The organism is Kineothrix sp. IPX-CK, assembly GCF_039134705.1.
In the GTDB taxonomy this organism is placed as follows: Bacteria; Bacillota; Clostridia; order Lachnospirales; family Lachnospiraceae; genus Kineothrix; species Kineothrix sedimenti.
In genome coordinates, this window is sequence record NZ_CP146256.1 from 159,319 (window position 1) to 180,025 (window position 20,707).

16 protein-coding genes are annotated in these 20,707 nt (G+C 45.7%); 14 read left to right on the forward strand and 2 right to left on the reverse strand.

All coding sequences use genetic code 11. The features are described from left to right. Positions 1-23: 23 nt before the first annotated feature. The 8 genes from V6984_RS00800 to V6984_RS00835 all read left to right on the forward strand — a co-directional run bounded on the left by V6984_RS00800 (position 24) and on the right by V6984_RS00835 (position 10,567). Positions 24-1,043, forward strand: coding sequence for a zinc-dependent alcohol dehydrogenase family protein (locus tag V6984_RS00800; protein ID WP_342757928.1), 1,020 nt, complete (start codon positions 24-26; stop codon positions 1,041-1,043). A 77-nt stretch (positions 1,044-1,120) separates the two neighbouring features. Then, positions 1,121-3,415 (forward strand): alpha-xylosidase, encoded by a 2,295-nt coding sequence (gene yicI / locus V6984_RS00805; protein ID WP_342757929.1) that lies wholly within the window; start codon positions 1,121-1,123, stop codon positions 3,413-3,415. 37 nt (positions 3,416-3,452) lie between these two features. Further along, positions 3,453-5,174 (forward strand): dihydroxy-acid dehydratase, encoded by a 1,722-nt coding sequence (gene ilvD / locus V6984_RS00810; RefSeq protein ID WP_342757930.1) that lies wholly within the window; start codon positions 3,453-3,455, stop codon positions 5,172-5,174. Between the two features lie 134 nt (positions 5,175-5,308). Continuing rightward, positions 5,309-6,337: a DUF2804 domain-containing protein gene (locus tag V6984_RS00815; protein WP_342757931.1), complete on the forward strand. Its 1,029-nt coding sequence runs from the start codon at positions 5,309-5,311 to the stop codon at positions 6,335-6,337. Between the two features lie 78 nt (positions 6,338-6,415). Next, positions 6,416-7,792, forward strand: coding sequence for an aldehyde dehydrogenase (locus V6984_RS00820; protein ID WP_342757932.1), 1,377 nt, complete (start codon positions 6,416-6,418; stop codon positions 7,790-7,792). Between the two features lie 74 nt (positions 7,793-7,866). Further along, complete coding sequence (locus V6984_RS00825; RefSeq protein WP_342757933.1) at positions 7,867-9,654, forward strand: methyl-accepting chemotaxis protein; 1,788 nt, start codon at positions 7,867-7,869, stop codon at positions 9,652-9,654. An 11-nt stretch (positions 9,655-9,665) separates the two neighbouring features. Further along, on the forward strand, positions 9,666-9,926 hold the full coding sequence (locus V6984_RS00830; protein WP_342757934.1) for a hypothetical protein: 261 nt from the start codon (positions 9,666-9,668) through the stop codon (positions 9,924-9,926). Positions 9,927-10,078: 152 nt separating this feature from the next. Continuing rightward, positions 10,079-10,567 (forward strand): spore maturation protein, encoded by a 489-nt coding sequence (locus V6984_RS00835; protein WP_342757935.1) that lies wholly within the window; start codon positions 10,079-10,081, stop codon positions 10,565-10,567. A gap of 9 nt (positions 10,568-10,576) precedes the next feature. Here V6984_RS00835 and V6984_RS00840 read toward each other — a convergent pair whose 3' ends face one another. Continuing rightward, entirely contained in the window at positions 10,577-11,242 is a 666-nt protein-coding gene (locus V6984_RS00840) for a nitroreductase family protein (protein WP_342757936.1), read from the reverse strand. Positions 11,243-11,542: 300 nt separating this feature from the next. Here V6984_RS00840 and V6984_RS00845 point away from each other — a divergent pair, with 300 nt between their 5' ends. Continuing rightward, a complete protein-coding gene (locus V6984_RS00845) occupies positions 11,543-13,342 on the forward strand; it encodes an ABC-ATPase domain-containing protein (RefSeq protein ID WP_342757937.1) in 1,800 nt (599 codons plus the stop codon). A 34-nt stretch (positions 13,343-13,376) separates the two neighbouring features. On the opposite strand, the gene V6984_RS00850 is transcribed toward V6984_RS00845, so the two are convergent. Beyond that, positions 13,377-13,802, reverse strand: a complete 426-nt coding sequence (locus V6984_RS00850) for a hemerythrin family protein (protein ID WP_342757938.1) — start codon at positions 13,800-13,802, stop codon at positions 13,377-13,379. Positions 13,803-13,996: 194 nt separating this feature from the next. On the opposite strand from V6984_RS00850, the gene V6984_RS00855 reads away from it, so the two are divergent. From V6984_RS00855 to V6984_RS00875, 5 genes are all read left to right on the forward strand, one after another. Next, on the forward strand, positions 13,997-14,431 hold the full coding sequence (locus V6984_RS00855; protein ID WP_342757939.1) for a restriction endonuclease: 435 nt from the start codon (positions 13,997-13,999) through the stop codon (positions 14,429-14,431). Between the two features lie 113 nt (positions 14,432-14,544). Then, complete coding sequence (locus V6984_RS00860; RefSeq protein ID WP_342757940.1) at positions 14,545-16,302, forward strand: methyl-accepting chemotaxis protein; 1,758 nt, start codon at positions 14,545-14,547, stop codon at positions 16,300-16,302. Positions 16,303-16,674: 372 nt separating this feature from the next. Further along, positions 16,675-18,171 carry an L-arabinose isomerase gene (araA, locus tag V6984_RS00865; RefSeq protein WP_342757941.1) on the forward strand — a complete coding sequence of 499 codons (1,497 nt, stop codon included), beginning with the start codon at positions 16,675-16,677 and terminating at the stop codon, positions 18,169-18,171. 39 nt (positions 18,172-18,210) lie between these two features. Further along, positions 18,211-19,806, forward strand: coding sequence for an FGGY-family carbohydrate kinase (locus V6984_RS00870; protein ID WP_342757942.1), 1,596 nt, complete (start codon positions 18,211-18,213; stop codon positions 19,804-19,806). 10 nt (positions 19,807-19,816) lie between these two features. Further along, a complete protein-coding gene (locus tag V6984_RS00875) occupies positions 19,817-20,512 on the forward strand; it encodes an L-ribulose-5-phosphate 4-epimerase (protein ID WP_342757943.1) in 696 nt (231 codons plus the stop codon). Positions 20,513-20,707: the final 195 nt, after the last annotated feature.

The following is a 20,707-nucleotide window of genomic DNA, read 5'->3' on the forward strand; positions in this document are numbered from 1 at the left end:
AGGTTGAAAGGAGCATTGGTATAATGATGAAAGCTGCGGTATTTTACGGTAAGAAAGATCTAAGGATAGAAGAAGTGAAAAAGCCTGTTCCCGGGTATGGAGAGATACTCATCAAGGTGCATGCCTGCGGGGTGTGCGGAACTGATGTACATATTTATGAAGGAGACGAGGGCGCCGCGAAAAGTCCTGCCGGAACTATCCTGGGACATGAATTTTCCGGTGAAGTGAAGGAAATAGGAAAAGGAGTAAAGAGAATAAAGGCTGGGGACAGGGTATGTGTGGATCCCAATAAGCTATGCGGCAAATGCGAATATTGCAGGAATGGTATCGGTCATTTCTGTGAAAACATGATCGGTATCGGAACGACGGTGAACGGGGGATTCGCAGAATATTGTACGGTACCTGAAGAACAGGCATACATTATTTCCGAGGCGCTTACTTTTGAGGAAGCTGCAATGGCGGAGCCGGTAGCATGCTGTCTGCATGGAATCGATATGTGTGAGATACATCCAGGGGATACGGTGGCGATATTCGGAATGGGGATGATCGGACTTCTTATGCTGCAGCTTGCGCGCATCAGCGGAGCGGCGAGGATCATTGCCATAGAGCCCGTAGAGGTCAAGCGTGAACAGGCTCTGAAGCTGGGCGCAGATATTGTAATAGATCCGATAAAGCAGGATATAAAGCAAATGCTTTTGGAGAATCAAGTTACCCGCATCCATACGGTAATCGAGTGTGTCGGAAGGATTGACAGCATGAAACAGGCATTGGAGATTGCAGGAAAGAAATCGGTTATAATGCTGTTCGGACTTACAAGGCCGGAGGAGGAGCTTGCGATCAAACCCTTTGAGCTTTTTAGAAAAGAGATTACATTAAAAGCATCTTTCATTAATCCCTACACGCAGCAGCGTGCTATTTCCCTGATAGAATCGGGAAAAATTGATGTCAGATCCATGATCTATAAAAAGCTGTCCTTGGAAGAACTGAATATGGTATTGGGAGACGCAGCTATGCGTAGTCAGGGCAAGATCATCATAGGATGATAGGAGAAAACGTTGAATAAAAAACGTATTCAACTGTTGATTTGAGTGCGCGTTGTAACGCGCAGATGGGAATAATTATGAAATTTACAAATGGGTATTGGCGTATCAGGGAAGAGATAGATCCTGTTTATGCCGTTGAATATTATGACTGCGAGGTAAAAGACAATAAATTGACCGTATATGCGGCAACCAGGCATATGGGGGATCGAGGTGATACGCTGAATCAGCCGATGCTTACGGTAACCTTTTCCAGCCCTATGGAAGATGTGATCAAAGTTTCTGCGGTACACTTCAAAGGTGCCTTAAATAAGGGTCCTGATTACGAAGTAAATGAGCAAAGCGGCGATTTTATTTCCATTTCCGAAACGAAAGAAAAAATTACATATACCTCGGGAAAAACCAGTGCTGTTATTTATAAAACTGCAAACGCCTGGAAGGTGGAATTCAAAGATGGGAACAGACTTCTTACCGAGAGCAGTTACCGTAACCTCGCTTACATGAAGAATAAAGAAACAAAGCAAAATTACATGGCGGAGCAGCTCCTTTTGGACGTGGATGAATACGTATACGGCATGGGAGAGCGTTATACACCTTTTATAAAAAACGGGCAGGTTGTAGAAATCTGGAATGAAGACGGAGGAACGGCTTCTGAACAGACATACAAAAATATTCCCTTTTATATTACAAATAAAGGTTATGGAGTATTCGTAGGACATGCCGGAGATGTTCATTTTGAAGTAGGCAGTGAAAAGGTAGAAAGAGTACAGTTCAGCGTGCGGACCGAACAGCTGGAATATTATATTTTAAACGGCCATACGCCAAAAGGAACTGTGCAGTTATATGCGCAGCTCATGGGAAAGCCGGCGCTTGTGCCTTCTTGGTCTTTTGGGCTGTGGCTGACCACATCTTTTACTACAAACTATGACGAGAAAACGACAACGAGTTTTATTCAGGGCATGGCTGACAGAGATATTCCTCTCCACACCTTTCATTTTGACTGCTTTTGGATGAAGGGTTATGAATGGTGTAATTTTGAGTGGGACAAAGACACCTTCCCGGATCCGGAAGGAATGCTTGGGCGTTATAAAGAAAGAGGACTTCATATCTGCGTATGGATCAACAGCTATATCGGGCAGAAATCGGCGCTATTTGATGAGGGGATGGAGCATGGATACTTCGTTAAGAATGCTGACGGATCGGTATGGCAGTGCGACAGATGGCAGGCGGGAATGGCGCTGGTGGATTTCACTAATCCGCAGGCCTGCAAGTGGTATGAGGATAAGCTGGAGAGACTGATCGATATGGGGGTAGACTGCTTCAAGACGGATTTCGGGGAAAGGATTCCGGTGACCGGAGTGCAGTATTTCGACGGCTCCGATACGGTGAAGATGCACAATTATTATACCTACCTATATAATAAAGTGGTGTTCGAACTGTTAGAAAGAAAGCTCGGAAAGGGTAAGGCTCTTGTCTTTGCAAGATCTACGGCAGCAGGAGGACAGAAATACCCTGTCCACTGGGGCGGTGACTGTACGGCTACTTACCCCTCCATGGCGGAGGATCTTAGAGGCGGACTGTCCCTGGCGCTTGGAGGCTATGGTTTTTGGAGTCATGACATAGGAGGCTTTGAACAAACGGCTTCAGCCGATGTGTATAAACGCTGGTGTGCCTTCGGACTGTTAAGTTCCCACAGCAGGCTGCATGGTTCTGATTCCTATCGGGTGCCGTGGCTGTTCGATGAGGAAGCATGCGATATCTTAAGAAAGTTTGTGAAGCTGAAATGTTCCCTCATGCCTTATATCTACGCACAAGCAGTAAAAGCACATAAAGAAGGAATTCCTATGATGCGCCCTATGTTCCTGGAATTTCCGGAGGATTTAACATGCGAGACCTTGGATAAACAGTATATGTTGGGAGATTCCTTGCTGGTAGCTCCTGTTTTGAAGGAAACAGGAGAAGTTTCTTACTATCTGCCGGAAGGAAAGTGGACTAATTATCTTACCGGAGATGTGAAAGAAGGAGGTAAATGGTATAAGGAAATATTTGACTATTTCCACCTTCCGCTAATGGTAAGGGAAAATACCGTTCTGGCGATAGGAAATAATAATGAAAGGCCGGATTACGATTATACGGATGGCACCACATTAAAGCTGTTCCAGATTCAGGATGGAGCAAAGATTCATACAATGGTACCTGATATTGACGGCAAGGAAACATTGAAGGTTTCCGTTTCGGCGAAAAAGGGCAAAATCTCTTTAAGTGTTCTTTATACATTGCAATCCGAGGGAAGAAAGAGCTTCTTTGTGGAAGCGGCAGGCCATCCGGAAGCAAAAGTGACAATAACAGAAAACCGGGCGGAAATTGTGCTATAATTGAGAAGAAAAAGCACATAAGGAAGGCGGCTCAGATATGGAATACGAAAGTCAGAAAATCAGAAAATCGGCTCCCGAAATGGATCCTCTTAGAATGGGAATGGGATGGACTGCGGAGGATTTGGAAAAGCCTCAGATTTTGATAGAAAGCACCTTCGGGGACAGTCATCCCGGAAGTGCTCATCTGTTCGGCCTCGTGGAAGAAGCGAGAAAGGGTGTGAATGAGACCGGCGGAAAGGCTGCAAGGTATTTCGCCACCGACATCTGTGACGGTATGGCTCAGGGACACGACGGCATGAATTATTCCCTGCCCTCCAGAGACGCCATCGCCAATCTGATTGAAGTCCATGCCAGAGCCACGGTTTTCGACGCAGGGGTATTTATCGCAAGCTGCGATAAGGGGGTGCCTGCTCACCTTATGGCAATAGGAAGACTGAATATTCCCTCCATAGTTGTTACCGGAGGCGTTATGGATGCAGGGCCGGATCTGCTCACACTGGAACAGATCGGTGCTTACAGCGCCAAGTATAAAAGAGGAGAGATATCCGAGGAGGAGCTTACCTACTATAAACAGCACGCCTGCCCCTCCTGCGGTGCCTGTTCCTTCATGGGAACGGCCTCTACCATGCAGGTCATGGCGGAAGCGTTAGGACTTATGATTCCCGGAAGTGCGCTTATGCCAGCAACAGACGCAGATCTTAAGGAAATGGCATATAAGGCAGGAATCCGGGCGGTAGGGTTGGCAGAAGAGGGAAGGAAGGCATCGGATATCGTGACGATGAAGTCCTTTGAAAATGCAATAATGGTTCATGCCGCAATATCGGGCTCCAGCAATTCTCTGCTGCATATTCCAGCTATCGCTCATGAATTCGGCTATGAGATGGACGCGGACCTGTTCGACAGATTGCATCGCGGAGCACACTATTTGTTAGATATCCGACCCTCAGGGCAATGGCCGGCTCAGTACTTTTATTATGCCGGAGGCGTGCCGAGGATAATGGAGGAAATCAAGGACAGACTTCATCTTGATGTAATGACGGTAACAGGGAAAACTCTGGGAGAGAATCTGGAGGAGTTAAAGCAAAACGGTTTCTATGACAAATGTGAGGAGCATCTTAGCAAGGTGGGCAGAAAGAGAACGGACATCATAAGAGATTTCATCACGCCCATAGGAACGGACGGTACCATAGCGGTCTTAACGGGAAATCTGGCCCCTGACGGCGCAGTAGTAAAACATTCCGCAGTACCTGAGGAAATGTTCGATGCCGTGCTTCGTGCAAGACCTTTCGATAGTGAAGAAGAGGCCATAGAAGCGGTGCTCGCACGCAGGATAGTACCGGGAGATGCTGTGATTATCCGCTACGAAGGGCCGAAAGGCAGCGGCATGCCGGAGATGTTTTACACGACGGAAGCGATAGCCTCCGATGAAAAGCTGGGCAAGACCATTGCACTTATTACGGACGGAAGATTTTCCGGTGCCTCCAAGGGACCTGCGATCGGACACGTTTCCCCTGAGGCTGCACAGGGAGGCCCGATCGCATTGGTGGAAGAGAACGACATCATACTGGTTGATATTCCTGCCAGAAGGTTGGAAATAATAGGAATAGACGGAGTAGAGATGAAAGAAGAGGAAATAAAAAGGGTTCTTGAGAACAGAAGGAGAACGTGGAAGCAGAAGGCGAAGAAGTCAGACTCCAAAGTACTCGAGTTATTTAAAGAAAAAGCTGTATCACCTATGAAGGGTGGATATATGGAATAAGGGGAAGTATGTTGCATAAAAGGAGATTAAGCAGGTCGCACAGGGTCTGCTTAATCTTTTTTTGTTCATTATGTAATATATATCTATGTATTTGGCATAGAAACTGGTATAATAATACAAAAAGGGGGGATGTCATGAAAGCAAGAAATCATGAAGTTACAGCGGCACAGAAACTTCTTAGTGCCGACGGCTCCATAGCTGAAAGGGGCTGGTCCAGACAGCAGCTCCAGACCTATCGCCGCGAGGATATAAAGGCCCCGAAGTTCCGCATAAAAGAATGGGACTATTATCTGGTGATGAACGAAGACTATGGTGCCGCCTTTACCGTATCCGATGACGGATATATCGGGTTGCAGTCCGTCTCATTGCTGGATTTTAAGAAGAAGTGGGAGCATACGGAGACCATTTTAAACTTTCTGCCAATGGGAAGACTGCATATGCCGGCAAGCTCCCGTGAGGGAGACGTACGGTATGAGGATAAACGCCTTAGGATATCTTTTTGCTTGGAAGAGGAAAAGAGGATCATAGACTGCCTCTTTCATAATTTTTATGAAGGTAGAGATTTCGCGTGTCATATTGAATTAGAACAGCCGGATATGGATACGATAGCAATAGCTACCCCGTGGAAGGGAAAGAAGAAGGCCTTTTATTATAACCAGAAAATCAACTGCATGCGTGCCAAGGGATGGATGGAATCAGGCGGTGAAAGATATGAATTTCATCCGGACACCGACTTCGGTACGCTGGATTGGGGACGGGGCGTATGGACTTACAATAATGTATGGTTTTGGGGAAGCGGGAACTGTAATTTGGAGGGGCATGCTTTCGGCTTCAATATAGGCTACGGCTTTGGAGATACTGGTTCGGCTTCTGAAAATGTTATATTTTACGATTATAAAGCGCACAAGCTGGAGGATGTTACCTTTCACATTCCGCAGGACGATTATCTGAAGCCGTGGAAATTCACTTCAAGTGACGACAGGTTCGAGATGGATTTCGTGCCGGTCATCGATAGGGCAGCCAAGTTGAATGCACTCATTATTGCCTCCGACCAGCATCAGGTATTCGGGCGCATGTCGGGAAGAGTGGTGTTAGACGATGGCACGGCGCTTGCTGTGAAGAATATGATGTGCTTTGCGGAAAGGGTTCATAACAGATATTAAGTCATTATATTTAATATATTCTTGACGAGATTAGCAAACATCTGAACGAGGGAAAGCTGAGAGGAGCATGGTATAAAAATGAACAGAGATATTAAACAGATAATGAAAATGCAGAGAATGTTTTACGAAACCGGAGTGACGAAGCAATACAGATTTCGTATAAGAGCGCTTGAAAGGCTTGAGAATGCACTTCAAGAATACGAAGAAGAGCTGAAGCTGGCGCTGAAGGCAGATTTGAATAAATCTCTTTCCGAAAGCTATATGGCGGAAATAGGATTGACAAAATCGGAGCTTTCCTATGTAAAAAAGAATCTTCACCGGTGGATGGGGCCTAAAAAGGTTCCGACTCCTATTGCGCAGTTTCCTGCGGACAGCTTTATCCTGCAGGAGCCTTACGGCATTGCGCTCATCATGGCGCCGTGGAACTACCCCGTTCTCCTTTGCCTGGAGCCCCTTATCGATGCGATAGCGGCGGGGAACTGCGTAGTGTTAAAGCCCTCTGCCTATGCTCCGGCGGTTTCGTCAGCCTTGAAAAAAATGCTGAAGGCCATATACCCGGAAAAATTCGTAGCCGTAGTGGAGGGAGGAAGAGAGGAAAACGCAGAGCTTTTAGAGCAGCGGTTCGATTACATTTTCTTTACCGGAGGAGTGACGGTTGGAAGGATGGTTTTGGAGAAAGCGGCGAAGCATCTGACTCCGGTCACTTTGGAACTGGGAGGAAAAAGCCCTTGCATCGTAGACAAGACGGCGAATGTGGAGACGGCGGCAAAAAGAATCGCTTTTGGAAAGATACTGAATGCAGGACAGACCTGTGTGGCTCCTGATTACCTCTTGGTTCATAAGGATGTAAAGGAAGAACTGTTAAAAGGTATATGCGCCGAATGGAGAAGGATGCTTGGAGAGGAGCCTCTCGAAAACTCTGATTATCCGAAGATAATCAATCAAAAGCATTTTGAACGCCTGCTGCATTTGACAGAAGGAGAAAAAATAATAACAGGAGGAACCTATAATGCGGAGACGAGGCAAATTGCTCCCATTTTATTGGATGGGGTGACGCTGGACAGCGCTGTTATGAAGGAAGAAATATTCGGTCCGATACTGCCGGTACTCACATTTGAAACGAGGGATGAAATAAAGAAACTTGTGTTATCCTTTGAAAAGCCTCTGGCATTTTATCTTTTTACTGAAGATAAGGATATGGAGCAATGGGCACTTGGAACGTTTTCTTTCGGGGGTGGATGTATCAATGATACATTGGTGCATCTGGCTTCCTCCCATCTTCCGTTCGGCGGAGTGGGAGGAAGCGGTATGGGAAGCTATCATGGAAAGGTGGGATTTGAAACCTTCAGCCATAGTAAAAGTGTGTTGAAAAGTGGTTATCATCCGGACGTACCGTTTCGCTACCATCCGTACTCCGATACGAAAGATAAAGCGATACGGCTGTTTTTAAAGTGAGGGTTTCATACGATGAAGGAATTATGACAGCAATGTCATAGGAAATACTTATGGGATAAAGGAGAGGGATACATATGAAGCTGAGGAACTTTAAAGTGAGAACAAAAATGCTCGCATTGGGGTTAATGGTAGTCGTGGCTATGACGGGCATATGCTTCGGCTTTCTTACCAGCATAGGTAAGATAAGCGAGGCATCACTGGTTCAGATGGAAGAAGTCATGACGACGGATTATGACAGCAAGATCAAAGAGCAGGTAGAAAATGCCATATCTATGCTGGAAGCGGTCTATGCCAAATATGAGGCCGGTGAATATACGTTAGAAGAGGCAGAAACCCTGGGCGCTGACCTTCTTAGAGAAATACGCTATGGAGAAAGCGGATATTTCTGGGCGGATACCTATGAGGGCGATAATGTCGTACTGTTAGGCAATGAGACGGAAGGAACGAATCGAATGGAAACCAAGGACGCCAACGGCTTCCAGATGGTGAAAGAAATTATTCGTGTAGGGCGGGAGCCGGAGGGCGGATATACCGATTACTATTTTCCGAGAGAGGGAGGCACGGAGGCGTTTCCGAAACGTTCTTACAGTAAAGCCTTCGAGCCTTTCGGCTGGGTGATCGGAACGGGAAATTATATCGATGATATAAATAAAGCACTGGATGAGACTCAGCAGGAGCAGAAAGCTTTTGCAACGGAAAGCCTTGCCAGATTGTTTTCCGTTACTGCAGCGGTTCTTGTTGTTGTAGCTTTATTTACCTTTATTATAGCGATGGAAATCATCAAAGCGCTGAAAACGGCTTTGGCTTATAATGAGGTTTTGGGGGACGGAGACTTTACCGTCACTTTGCCGGACAATTTTCTTGCCAGAAGAGATGATTTCGGTTTGCTGTCCAGGGTCATGGATAGGATGAAGAACAACCTTAAGGGGTTGATTGTGGAGATCCACGGTGATATCCATGTAATAAAGGAAATGACTTCCAATATCAATGAAAAGGTATTGGAGGTAAATCAGGAGATGGAGACGGTGTCTGCCACCACGCAGGAACTGGCTGCGAGTATGGAGGAGACTGCAGCCTCCGCACAGGAGATTTCCGCAATGTCGCAGGAAATAGAAGCTTCCGCGAAAAATATCGCCGGAAAATCTGAGGATGGAGCGCAAAGAGTGGCAGATATCCGCATGAGAGCTGAGAAGGCTATGGAGGATACGAAACAGGACCACGAGGCGGCGAGAAAGATAAACAATCGAATGAAAGCCGAACTGGGACAAGCGCTGGAGAATATAAGAGTGGTGGAGGAAATAAGCGTTTTAACTGATTCTATCATGGGAATTACTTCGCAGACGAATATGCTCGCCCTGAACGCGTCGATAGAGGCTGCAAGGGCAGGTGAAGCAGGAAAAGGATTTGCTGTGGTCGCTGAGCAGATCCGAGTGCTGGCAGAGCAGTCCAGACAAGCAGTGGCCAATATACAGACGATAACCGGACAGGTCAAAGAAGCGGTCTCGGCCCTTTCGCTATATGCAAAGCAATTGCTGGATTTCGTATCTACGGATGTTTCAGAGAGCTACAACAGCTTTGAAGAAACGGCGCAGGCATACGAAGAGGACGCTCAGTTCGTGGACGGCCTGATAACCGAATTCAGTAAAGAAGCGTCACGTTTATTGGATTCCATCACCGGTATTATGGAAGCTATCGAAGAGGTAGGAAATGCATCGGGCGAAGGAGCCGAAGGAACTACGGATATTGCCGGAAGAGTCAGCTCGGTGGTAATACAGACCGGGCAGATGACGAAAGCGGTTCAGGAGGCTAATGACAGGGTACAGAAAGTAAACGGTGAAATAAGGAAATTCAAGACAGAATAAGAGGGTGAAGAATGGGAAGAAATGAAGAACTCCGAATGACATATTCAGGATTGCTGATGAAGGATGGCGAGAAGATGGTGCGCGTCAGCTTCGAGCGCGGCAAAGGCGCTTATGCGGAGGGCATCGTACCGAGAGGGGTAATTGAAAAATCTTCCGGGTTTACGAAAGAAGAAGTCGATATGCTTACTGCCTATTTGCAAGATAATGCTACGGATATCATCAATAGGGCAAAGGGTGTCAATTTCCTCAACGATTGGATAGGTAAGAAATAGCCATTAAAGGCTGGAACCGAAGGAGGTTGGCAGTCATAGGAACTTCACTTTTTGAATAGAATGAGTTAACAAAGTTAACTTCGTTAACATGGTAAAATGGGGAATAGGCTATCTTAAACGTATTATCCAATATTTCAAATATCATTATTCCGGTGGTAATATTCTATATCGTCGCCTATGGTGTCATAAATAAGCAGAACGTCTATGAGGAATTCATCAAGGGGGCAAAAGATGGTTTCCATACGGTAATAGATATTATGCCCACCTTGGTGGGACTGATGGTGGCGGTGGGAGTGCTGCGAGCTTCCGGGTTTCTCGGCTTCATCGGAAAGCTTTTTAAGGGAGTGACAGACATGATCGGTTTCCCCTCGGAGCTCGTTCCGCTGATTTTTATCAAAATGTTCTCATCGTCGGCAGCCACTGGCCTGGTGCTGGATATTTTCAAGACTTACGGCCCGGACTCCTACATCGGCATGATAACGTCTATCATGATGAGCTGCACGGAGACCATTTTCTACACGATGTCCGTGTATTATATGGCGGCGAAAGTAACAAAGACGAAATATACCCTGCCAGGCGCACTTATCAGTACCTTAGTGGGGGTGGTTCTTAGCGTTATACTGGCAGGGATGATGAAGTGAATTTGCGCGCTACTCCCAACTAAAATTTTCCGTTCCGGCACCAACTTCAAAGTGCTTTTTCACTATCCCCAGATCGACCTTGGAATAAAAGCCGCCGGTCGATTTGGCGGATACTCTTTTTCCTGAAAGCGTAATCAGGAATTTCTGCTGGTTCGTCGCTGTGGGAGCCAAAAGCGCGGCATCCATTCCTCTTTTAAACCAATCGGGCATTTCTCCCTCTGCTTTGCATAAATCGAGTAAAGACTTGCTTTTGTGAGGAAGCCCTTGAGTCCTGCCATATCCCAGGGACAACACGCAGATGAGCTTTTCTCCCTTATCTATTTCGCAGCGGCTTTTTCCTTTGCTGAAGGTCAAGGCAACCCAGCAGGTATTTAAGCCGAGCTGTTGTGCTCTTAAGGCCAGTTCTTCTCCGTAATATCCGATTTTTTCTTCCAGTTCGGGGCTCTTTTTTCCTATGAGAGCGATATAGTTTTTGACATTGTTAAATTTACCGTAGTGGGCCATGATGCCGCCAAAGGCTTCCGGTTCGTCGGTAACCAGCTGTATGTGCAGCCCCCCTTCGTCATTGCAGCGGTCAATTTCCTTTTGAAGCTCTAAGACAATGTCTTTATCAATTTTTTTGTCCGTATAGTCGCGTACGGAATGACGGTTCTCTATTGCCTGCATAAAGTCCATAATAACAATCCTTCCTTTCTTACTTCTAATTAATTATATTTCATGTCATCGTGTTCATTACTATATGATGGATATCTGTTGTGAATTGCTTTTTTATATTATATCATAAAAAATTAAGATTAGTTCAATGGGAAATAAAACAGGAATGAATACTTGGATCCATATTTGGGAATTTACAGTTTTCATTTAGGACAAAAGGTTATATGATAGTGTATAAATAAAGCTCTGCGTTTATAATCGGATAAAAAGTAAATGAGATTATAATATAAGAAATAATACAGATTAGAAGAGGTACAGAAAATGAAAGCATCAACAGACCTGCAAAGTATTCTTAAGGCGATAGACAGAAAAGGCTATCCGGCCTATAAAGATACGCGGGGGAGTTATTCCTTCGGCAAATATGAGTTATCCATAGATCACGTACAGGGAGACCCCTTTGCATCGCCTTCCAAGGTGAGCATACATGTGGAGGGCAAAGCGGCAGGCTTCCCGAAGGAATGCTTCGAGAAAAAGGAACGCAGAATTGCCATGCAGGATTATCTGCTTCGCCTGTTCGGCAAGGAAGTAGATAAATATAATTTTAAAGCGAAGGGCTCCGGCAAAAGCGGCCTTTTATCGGTGACCCGCTGCGGGCAGGAGGTGCTTGAGAGAACGGCATGTGTTATTTTGCCCGAAAACGGATCTATTATCTTGCGTCTGGAAATCGGATTTCCTGCCAACGGTAGAACGATTTGTGCTCCGGAGCTGGAAAAAATCCTATTCGATTTTCTCCCAAGATGTATACAAGGCGTTTTATTTTACCCAATGTTAAATAAAGAGGAAGTGAAAAAAACTCTTTTTCTTGCGGATGACAGGCACTACATCAGAGAGCAATTAGAGAAAATGGAACTTGCGGCGTTCGTTGCCAACGGTTCTGTACTCCCAAGAGAATCCGGCATTTCGGACAGGCCCATGAAAAACAGCATACTTTTCGTTTCCCCCAAATCTATGGAAGTGACCATGAAGCTACCTCATAAAGGCGAAATATCCGGTATGGGAATCAAAAAAGGAATAACCCTCATTGTAGGAGGAGGCTATCATGGGAAGTCCACTCTGTTAAAGGCCCTGGAGCTTGGGGTGTACGACCATATCGCAGACGATGGCAGAGAATATGTCGTTACGGAGTCCGATGCGGTAAAAATACGCGCGGAGGACGGACGCAGCGTGACCGGGGACGACATTTCTTTATTTGTAAATAACCTTCCCGGGGGTAAGGATACCAAGCGGTTCCATACAGAAGACGCCAGCGGAAGCACCTCTCAGGCAGCGAACGTGGTGGAAGCCATAGAAAGCGGAGCCACACTTTTACTGATAGACGAGGATACCTGTGCGACGAACTTCATGGTGAGGGATGAACTGATGCAGCGTGTCGTTCACAGGGATAAGGAGCCCATTACCCCTTTTATAGAGAGGGCAAGGTTCCTGTATGAAGAAAATGGTATATCCTGTGTCATCGTGGCGGGAAGTTCAGGCTCCTATTTCAATATCGCGGACTGCATTATTCAGATGGATCATTATAGGCCGGAGGAAATCACGGGCTTCGCAAAGGAAGAGGCGAAGGCTTTTCCTCCCGTATCCTTTCCAAAGGATACCCCCTTCATGCCGGATTTTGAGAGGATTCCTATCCGCGCCGCCAAAACTGTGAAGGAGCACAGAGGGAGTAACCGCTATGCAGAGAAATACGGCCGCGGAGGAAAGAATAGATATGGGGAAAGCGATGAAGGCAGTGTGAGAGAGTCGGAGCGCATAAAAATTAAAGGAATGGGAAAAGAAGGAGTTGTTCTCAATAAAGAAACGATTCATCTCCATTATGTAGAGCAGCTTGCCGATTCAGAGCAGGCCTTGGCGCTAGGCTATTTGCTTGCCTACGCGGAGCAGAACATGTTCGATGGAAAAGAGAACCTTAGGGATATCGTGAATAAGCTGATGACACTAGTGGAGGAAAAGGGCCTTGCAGCCGTAGTGCAGGGAGGATACCTGCCATCAGGGCTGGCACTTCCCAGAAGGCAGGAGGTATTCGCCTGCTTTAACCGATATAGAAGTCTGAAAATAGAAAAATAGCGATAAAAAAAGTCCCTGAGGGACTTAATACTTGTTAATATACACCGCGTGAATTCAGAAATTTACATAAATCCAGAGCTTCCACCAAAATGTGATTAAATAGGAACGACTGCAAATCTTCCTTCAACTGAGTAAGAGTTTTTTTCGGGCGCTTGCTCAGTTCATTCATATCTATGGATAAAATATTGTTTTTGAAGTCGTTGAGAGATTGTTTGTTTTTGGAAGAATAAGGATATTTGTACTTATCCATGAGACTTTCTTCGGTATAGAACTGATAAGAGGCATAATCCCGCAAATCACAAACAATATCCAGAAGCTGTTGGTTGGAAACGTTCCGGCAGTCGTTCATGATAAGCTGTTCCATAGCTCTGCCAATACGAAATAGCTCGCGGTGCTGTGCATCGATAATCGCAACGCCACATTCCATTTCCTTGCACCAATCAAATTTAAAATCGAACATATTTACCTCCGGTAAGATGAAAATGATTAAGAGTTTTAACCATGACGTGCAAAACGAACATTACTATAATATACTACTAAAGTACTATCTGCAACCGTAAAATAAAAATTAATGATAAATTTTATGTAAAAACATAGGCAGAAAGTACATATATACTTATGAATTTTTTTTGAGAATGTTAAGGAGACTGTACAATGGTACTAATAAGTGCGATTGCCGCCATATCTTTGATGGCAGTTATTACATTAATATGTATTATGAAGCGCAAGGCGGGAGGACCTTCCCCGATTGATGAGATGGAGGGACGGGATTTTGAGCAGTTTTGTGCGGAGCTATTGAGGGAAAGAGGCTTCGTTGAGGTGGAGGTAACGAAAGGCAGCGGCGATTATGGCATTGATATATTAGCTGAGAAGGACGGAGTTACTTATGCCATCCAATGTAAACGCTATGATACCCCGGTAGGAGTGAAGGCAATACAAGAAGCATATGCGGGCAGAGACTACTACGACCGCATGGTAGGCGCAGTACTTACTAACCAATATTTTACAGCGCCTGCCGTAGAGGCGGCAAAAAAGTTAAAAATATTATTATGGGACAGAGGATACTTGGACAGCATGATGCAGGAATAGATAATTATTGACTCCCACTCCAAAAAGAAGTACGATGTATACTACTATTATATTCGCGGCAGAATTCAATTCTTTGGGACCGCGTTCATCTATTTTCCAGGAGGGAAGCACGAATGAAAAGGGAGAAAAGAGGTACTAAATTTACTATTCAGTTCAAGTTGATTATTATTTGCAGCCTTTTGTTGATAATACCGTTGCTGTTGACGGGAGTTTTCAGCTATATGACAGCCAAGTCGGAGCTCGATAAAAAGGGCGAGATCATATTAAAAAACAGTGTGGAGCAGGCGCTTCAACTGATAGATGCGAAACAGGCGGAGGTGGAGAGGGGAACTCTGACTCTCGAGGAGGCACAAGAACAAGTCAAGGTTGCCTTGCTTGGAGAAAAGGATGCGGAAGGGAAGCGCCTGATTAACTCTACGGTTAACTTGGGACAAAACGGATACTTTGTCGTGTACGATGCACAAGGCAATGAAGTTGCCCACCCGTCTCTGGAAGGACAGAATGTATGGGATGTGGAAGATAAGAGCGGCGACGGCACGAAATTTGTTCAGGAGCAAATCAACTCGGGAATTAATGGTGGCGGCTATGTGACTTATACTTGGAACCTGCCTGACTCCGAGGCGACGGCACTTAAGATATCCTACCAGAAGCAGGAAGCAGACTGGGGATGGATCGTGTCGGCCGGCTCCTATGCTATGGACTATAACGAAGGTGCTACTACCATTTTGCAAACGCTGACTATAGTCCTGATCGTATCACTCATCGTCGGCCTGATGATTATTTTGCTTTTCGCCCGCCACATTTCCATGCCTATCCGCCAAATAGGCAGATCCTTGGAGCAGGTTTCGGACGGAAATATCAGTATTCCGGCGCTGGCAGTTAAGAACCGGGATGAGACAGGGCTATTAGGTCAGTCCTTCAATACCATGCTCTATAATATGCAGGATCTTGTGGCAGCCCTGAAAGAATCTTCAAGTACAGTTCTTCGATTTTCGGATTCTCTTGCCGGCATAACGGATGAAACCTCCAAGGCGATCAACGAAGTGGCTGTTACCATTCAGGAAGTCGCAAGTGCCGTATCTGATGAGGCTTCCAGCGTTGCGGACACGGTGAACAAGGTGGACGCGCTGGCAAATAACATAGAATCGGTGTCGGAATCGACAGAAGAAATGAACCGCACCACACAGAATACAGAAGAACTGCGGGAGAGCGGACTGAATGCCGTCGAGATGCTTTCGTCTTCCATGAGCAAGACGAATGGCGCGATTCGTGAAATTGATGAAGTCATTAATAAAGTAATGGAAAGTGCTAACAATATACATTCGGTAACGGAAGCGATTATCCAAATATCCGAGCAGACTAACCTTCTTGCCCTCAACGCTTCCATAGAAGCGGCCAGAGCGGGAGAGGCGGGAAAAGGCTTCGCGGTGGTCGCAGAGGAAATTCGCAAGCTTGCGGAGCAGTCCGCGGCGGAAGTAGGAGAAATAAACGGCGCTATCAGCGAGATTCATACATATGCGAATTCTTCTGTAAAGACGATGTCTTCGGTACTTGGAGTTATAGAAGAGCAGTCCTTGGCGGTTGATAATACGAAGGAGGCGTTCGTAAATATCGCGGAAGAAATAAAGGTACTCATTGACGGAGTATTGTCAATTACGGAGGATAGCAGGCAGATGCGCCAGATGAAGGACGAAATCGTAGGAAATATGGAATCCATTTCCGCATCTACGGAAGAGACATCTGCAGCTACGCAGGAAGTCTCAGCGACTTCAGAAGAACAGCTGGCATCCATGGAAGAGGTAGCCGCTCAAACCAATGAACTGAAGGAGTTGGCGGAGCAGTTAGAAGCGGTTGTGCAAAGATTTAAGTAATAGAAAACAGAATTATTGGATAATAAAAGTGAAGCGAAGAGCACTAGCTGATTTATAATTAAACGATAATATATTGCATGAAAAGTTGTATCATTTAAAATGGTACAACTTTTTTTAATTTGTATTATAAATATACTTTTATATATTGACAAGTAAAAGGGAAAAATATATTATTATTCTATAAAGATTTACTGGTAAACGGTAGATGTTTATATGTATTACATAAGATATGATTGAAACTTGCGTCGGCAGAGCTCATATAGAACAATACAACTGACGCAAAAAGAGTACAACTTTGCCGACAAGTCGGCCTCTGCGATCGGCATATCGGTATAACAACTACAAACAACAAGCTTATAGGAGGATTGAATAATGAAAACAGGAAAGAATTATAAATTTTGGTTTTGCACCGGCTCTCAGGATTTGTATGGAGATGAATGTCTCGCAAAGGTAGCGGAGCATTCAAAGATTATTGTAGAGAATCTGAACAAGTCCGGCATACTGCCTTTTGAAATCGTATGGAAGCCCACTCTGATTACTAATGAGCTCATAAGAAAGACCTTCAACGAAGCTAATGCGGACGTAGAATGCGCTGGCGTTATCACATGGATGCACACCTTTTCCCCTGCGAAGTCATGGATACTCGGACTTCAGGAATACAGAAAGCCGCTGATGCACCTTCATACCCAGTTTAACGAAGAGATTCCTTACGACACCATCGATATGGATTTCATGAACGAGAACCAGTCCGCTCACGGAGACCGGGAATACGGACATATCGTAAGCCGTATGGGAATCGAGAGAAAGATCGTAGTCGGGCATTGGAGCGATAAAGAAGTTCAGAAGAATCTTGCTGACTGGATGAGAACAGCGATCGGCATCATGGAATCCTCTCATATCCGCGTATGCCGTATTGCGGACAACATGAGAAACGTAGCGGTAACGGAAGGTGATAAAGTAGAAGCGCAGATCAAATTCGGGTGGGAAATCGATGCTTATCCCGTCAATGAGATCATAGAATATGTAAAGGATGTAAAAGAGGGGGAAATTAATTCTCTCGTTGACGAATATTATACCAAATATGATATAATCTTGGAAGGAAGAGATGCGGCTGAGTTCAGAAGACACGTGGCTGTTCAGGCAGGTATTGAAATCGGCTTTGAGAAATTCCTGGAAGAGAAGAACTATCAGGCTATCGTTACCCACTTCGGAGATTTAGGAGAGCTGAAGCAGCTTCCGGGACTGGCTATCCAGAGACTTATGGAAAAAGGCTACGGATTCGGCGGCGAAGGTGACTGGAAGACGGCAGCTATGGTCCGTTTGATGAAGATTATGACTTCCGGTATTAAGGATGCCAAGGGGACCTCCTTTATGGAAGATTATACCTATAACCTTGTGCCCGGCAAGGAAGGCATTCTTCAGGCTCATATGCTGGAGGTATGTCCTACCGTCGCGGACGGAAAAGCAGGAATCAAAGTAAATCCGCTTTCCATGGGTAACAGAGAAGAGCCTGCCCGTCTTGTATTTACTTCCAAGACTGGTCCGGGGGTAGCCACCTCCCTGATCGATTTAGGAACGAGATTCCGTCTGATCATCAATGCGGTAGACTGTAAGAAGGTAGAAAAGCCAATGCCGAAGCTTCCGGTTGCGACAGCATTCTGGACGCCTCAGCCTAACCTTAAGGTAGGAGCGGAGGCTTGGATACTGGCAGGCGGCGCACACCATACGGCATTCTCTTATGATCTTAGCGTGGAGCAGATGGCAGACTGGGCGGCAGCTATGGGAATCGAAAGCGTTGTTATCGATAATGATACGACGATCAGGAACTTCAAGAATGAACTCAGATGGAATGAAATCGCATTCAGATAATAACATGGGCGTCAAGCAAGGAAAGGGAAGGGGTATCGGATGAAAGACATAAAAGAGATGATACTGGCCGGTAAGACGGCGATTGGAATTGAACTCGGATCTACCAGAATAAAGGCGGTCTTGATAGGGGAAGACAATTCTCCTATCGCTTCCGGCAGCTTTGGATGGGAAAATCAATACAAAGATAATTTTTGGACCTACAGTCTGGAGGACGTATGGAAGGGTCTTCAGGAGAGTTATCGCGCTTTGGCGGCGGAGGTGAAGAGCAAATATGATGTTTCCCTCCAAACGGTAGGATCCATCGGCTTCAGTGCCATGATGCACGGATATATGGCATTTGATAAAGAGGGCGAGCTTCTCGTCCCGTTCCGTACATGGAGAAATACTACCACCGGTGAGGCGGCGGCAGAGCTGACCGAACTGTTCCGGTATAACATTCCCCAGAGATGGAGCATTTCTCATTTGAGACAGGCGATTCTGGGTAAAGAAGCTCATGTGAAAAACATCGATTTCTTCACAACCCTTGCCGGCTACGTGCATTGGATGCTGACGGGAGAAAGAGTGCTGGGCGTAGGCGACGCTTCCGGTATGTTCCCTATAGATATCGATACTGCGGATTATAATGAGCGTATGGTAGGACAGTTCGACAAGTTGGTAGCAGGAGAGAACTATCCATGGAAGCTTAGGGAGATTCTTCCGAAGGTGCTCTGCGCGGGAGAAAGCGCCGGAGTGCTTACGGAGGAAGGTGCAAAGCTGTTAGATCCTACGGGCGGCTTGAAGGCAGGAATTCCCCTTTGCCCTCCGGAAGGGGATGCAGGAACCGGTATGGCAGCTACCAACAGCGTAGCGGTGAGAACAGGAAATGTTTCTGCCGGAACAAGCATATTCGCCATGATTGTGTTGGAAAAGGAGCTTTCCAAGGTATATCCTGAAATAGACCTGGTTACTACGCCGGATGGCAGTCTGGTGGGAATGGTTCATTGCAATAACTGTACGTCGGACTTAAATGCATGGGTTAATATATTTAAGGAATTTATGGAGACGATAGGCCTTACTGTGAACATGGGCAAACTTTATGATGATTTATATTTTAAAGCTCTGGAAGGAGATGCAGACTGCGGCGGATTGGTGTCCTACTGCTATTTCTCGGGAGAACCCGTTACCGGTTTCGATGAGGGACGTCCTCTGTTCGCCCGCGAGATGAACTGCAATTTTAACCTCGCCAACTTCATGAGGAGCCACTTATATTCTTCTTTGGCAGCATTGAAGATTGGTTTGGACATTTTGTTCAAGGAAGAGAAAGTTCAGGCCGATGAAATCTTCGGACACGGTGGTTTGTTTAAGACCAAGGGCGTTGGACAAGGATTTTTGGCGGCGGCTATGGATACTCCCGTATCTGTTATGGAGACGGCCGGAGAAGGCGGAGCATGGGGAATCGCTCTTCTGGCTTCCTTTATGCAGAACAAAGCGAAAGACGAGACGCTTTCAGAATATTTGAACGAGAAAGTATTTGCAGGAAATAAAGGCACTAAGATGGAACCTGATGTTAAAGATGTGGCTGGTTTTGATGCATTTATCAGCCGCTATAAAGCAGGCTTCCCTATGGAACGGGCAGCCGTAGAGTCTATGAAATAAGAGGAGAAATATGTTAGAAGAACTGAAAAAGCAAGTATATGAGGCAAATATGCTGCTTCCGAAATATGGACTGGTTACTTTCACATGGGGAAACGTGAGCGCGATCGATAGAGAAAAGCAGCTTTTTGTCATTAAGCCCAGTGGAGTGGAATACGACAAATTGACACCCGAAGACATGGTAATTATGGACCTTGACGGCAATAAGGTGGAAGGAAGATACAATCCCTCCTCCGATACGCCCACTCATTTAGAGCTGTATAAAGCATTTTCCAAGATAGGTGGTATCGTGCATACTCATTCCTCATGGGCTACAAGCTGGGCGCAGGCAGGACGTGGAATCCCTTGCTACGGGACTACTCACGCTGACTATATGTATGGAGAGATTCCCTGTGTCAGGTGCTTGACCAAGGAGGAAATTGAAGGGGCATATGAGAAAAATACAGGTCTTTTGATCGCGGATTACTTTGCGGATAAGGATTATGAAGCAGTTCCTGCAGTTCTCTGCAAGAATCACGGCCCCTTTTCGTGGGGTAAGGATGCGCATGAAGCGGTTCATAATGCAGTAGTGCTGGAAGAAGTGGCGAAGATGGCGGCGCGCGCTGAGAGGATCAACAGTCGGATAGAGCCTGCTCCTCAGGAACTTCAGGATAAGCATTACTATAGGAAGCATGGCGTTAACGCATACTATGGACAGACAGAAAGCTAATTAAGAAAAGAATTATTAGAAATAGCCGTAAACGTGAGAGAAATTGTTTACGGCTATTTATTATTTCTCAAAAATGCCGATACACATATAAAGGATATGAAAAGGATAAACTGTACGCATAGGCAATGTATTTCGGACAACAAGATCAGCCTGTGCAGAAATGGAGGGACAGTGTGAAAAAATTATTTTTCACAG

What these genes read in the sequence shown, in the direction of transcription:
- V6984_RS00800 (WP_342757928.1), top strand. Translation starts at nt 24, where the DNA reads ATGATGAAAGCTGCGGTATTTTACGGTAAGAAAGATCTAAGGATAGAA.
- yicI (WP_342757929.1), top strand. Translation starts at nt 1,121, where the DNA reads ATGAAATTTACAAATGGGTATTGGCGTATCAGGGAAGAGATAGATCCT.
- ilvD (WP_342757930.1), top strand. Translation starts at nt 3,453, where the DNA reads ATGGAATACGAAAGTCAGAAAATCAGAAAATCGGCTCCCGAAATGGAT.
- V6984_RS00815 (WP_342757931.1), top strand. Translation starts at nt 5,309, where the DNA reads ATGAAAGCAAGAAATCATGAAGTTACAGCGGCACAGAAACTTCTTAGT.
- V6984_RS00820 (WP_342757932.1), top strand. Translation starts at nt 6,416, where the DNA reads ATGAACAGAGATATTAAACAGATAATGAAAATGCAGAGAATGTTTTAC.
- V6984_RS00825 (WP_342757933.1), top strand. Translation starts at nt 7,867, where the DNA reads ATGAAGCTGAGGAACTTTAAAGTGAGAACAAAAATGCTCGCATTGGGG.
- V6984_RS00830 (WP_342757934.1), top strand. Translation starts at nt 9,666, where the DNA reads ATGGGAAGAAATGAAGAACTCCGAATGACATATTCAGGATTGCTGATG.
- V6984_RS00840 (WP_342757936.1), bottom strand. Translation starts at nt 11,242, where the DNA reads ATGGACTTTATGCAGGCAATAGAGAACCGTCATTCCGTACGCGACTAT.
- V6984_RS00845 (WP_342757937.1), top strand. Translation starts at nt 11,543, where the DNA reads ATGAAAGCATCAACAGACCTGCAAAGTATTCTTAAGGCGATAGACAGA.
- V6984_RS00850 (WP_342757938.1), bottom strand. Translation starts at nt 13,802, where the DNA reads ATGTTCGATTTTAAATTTGATTGGTGCAAGGAAATGGAATGTGGCGTT.
- V6984_RS00855 (WP_342757939.1), top strand. Translation starts at nt 13,997, where the DNA reads ATGGTACTAATAAGTGCGATTGCCGCCATATCTTTGATGGCAGTTATT.
- V6984_RS00860 (WP_342757940.1), top strand. Translation starts at nt 14,545, where the DNA reads ATGAAAAGGGAGAAAAGAGGTACTAAATTTACTATTCAGTTCAAGTTG.
- araA (WP_342757941.1), top strand. Translation starts at nt 16,675, where the DNA reads ATGAAAACAGGAAAGAATTATAAATTTTGGTTTTGCACCGGCTCTCAG.
- V6984_RS00870 (WP_342757942.1), top strand. Translation starts at nt 18,211, where the DNA reads ATGAAAGACATAAAAGAGATGATACTGGCCGGTAAGACGGCGATTGGA.
- V6984_RS00875 (WP_342757943.1), top strand. Translation starts at nt 19,817, where the DNA reads ATGTTAGAAGAACTGAAAAAGCAAGTATATGAGGCAAATATGCTGCTT.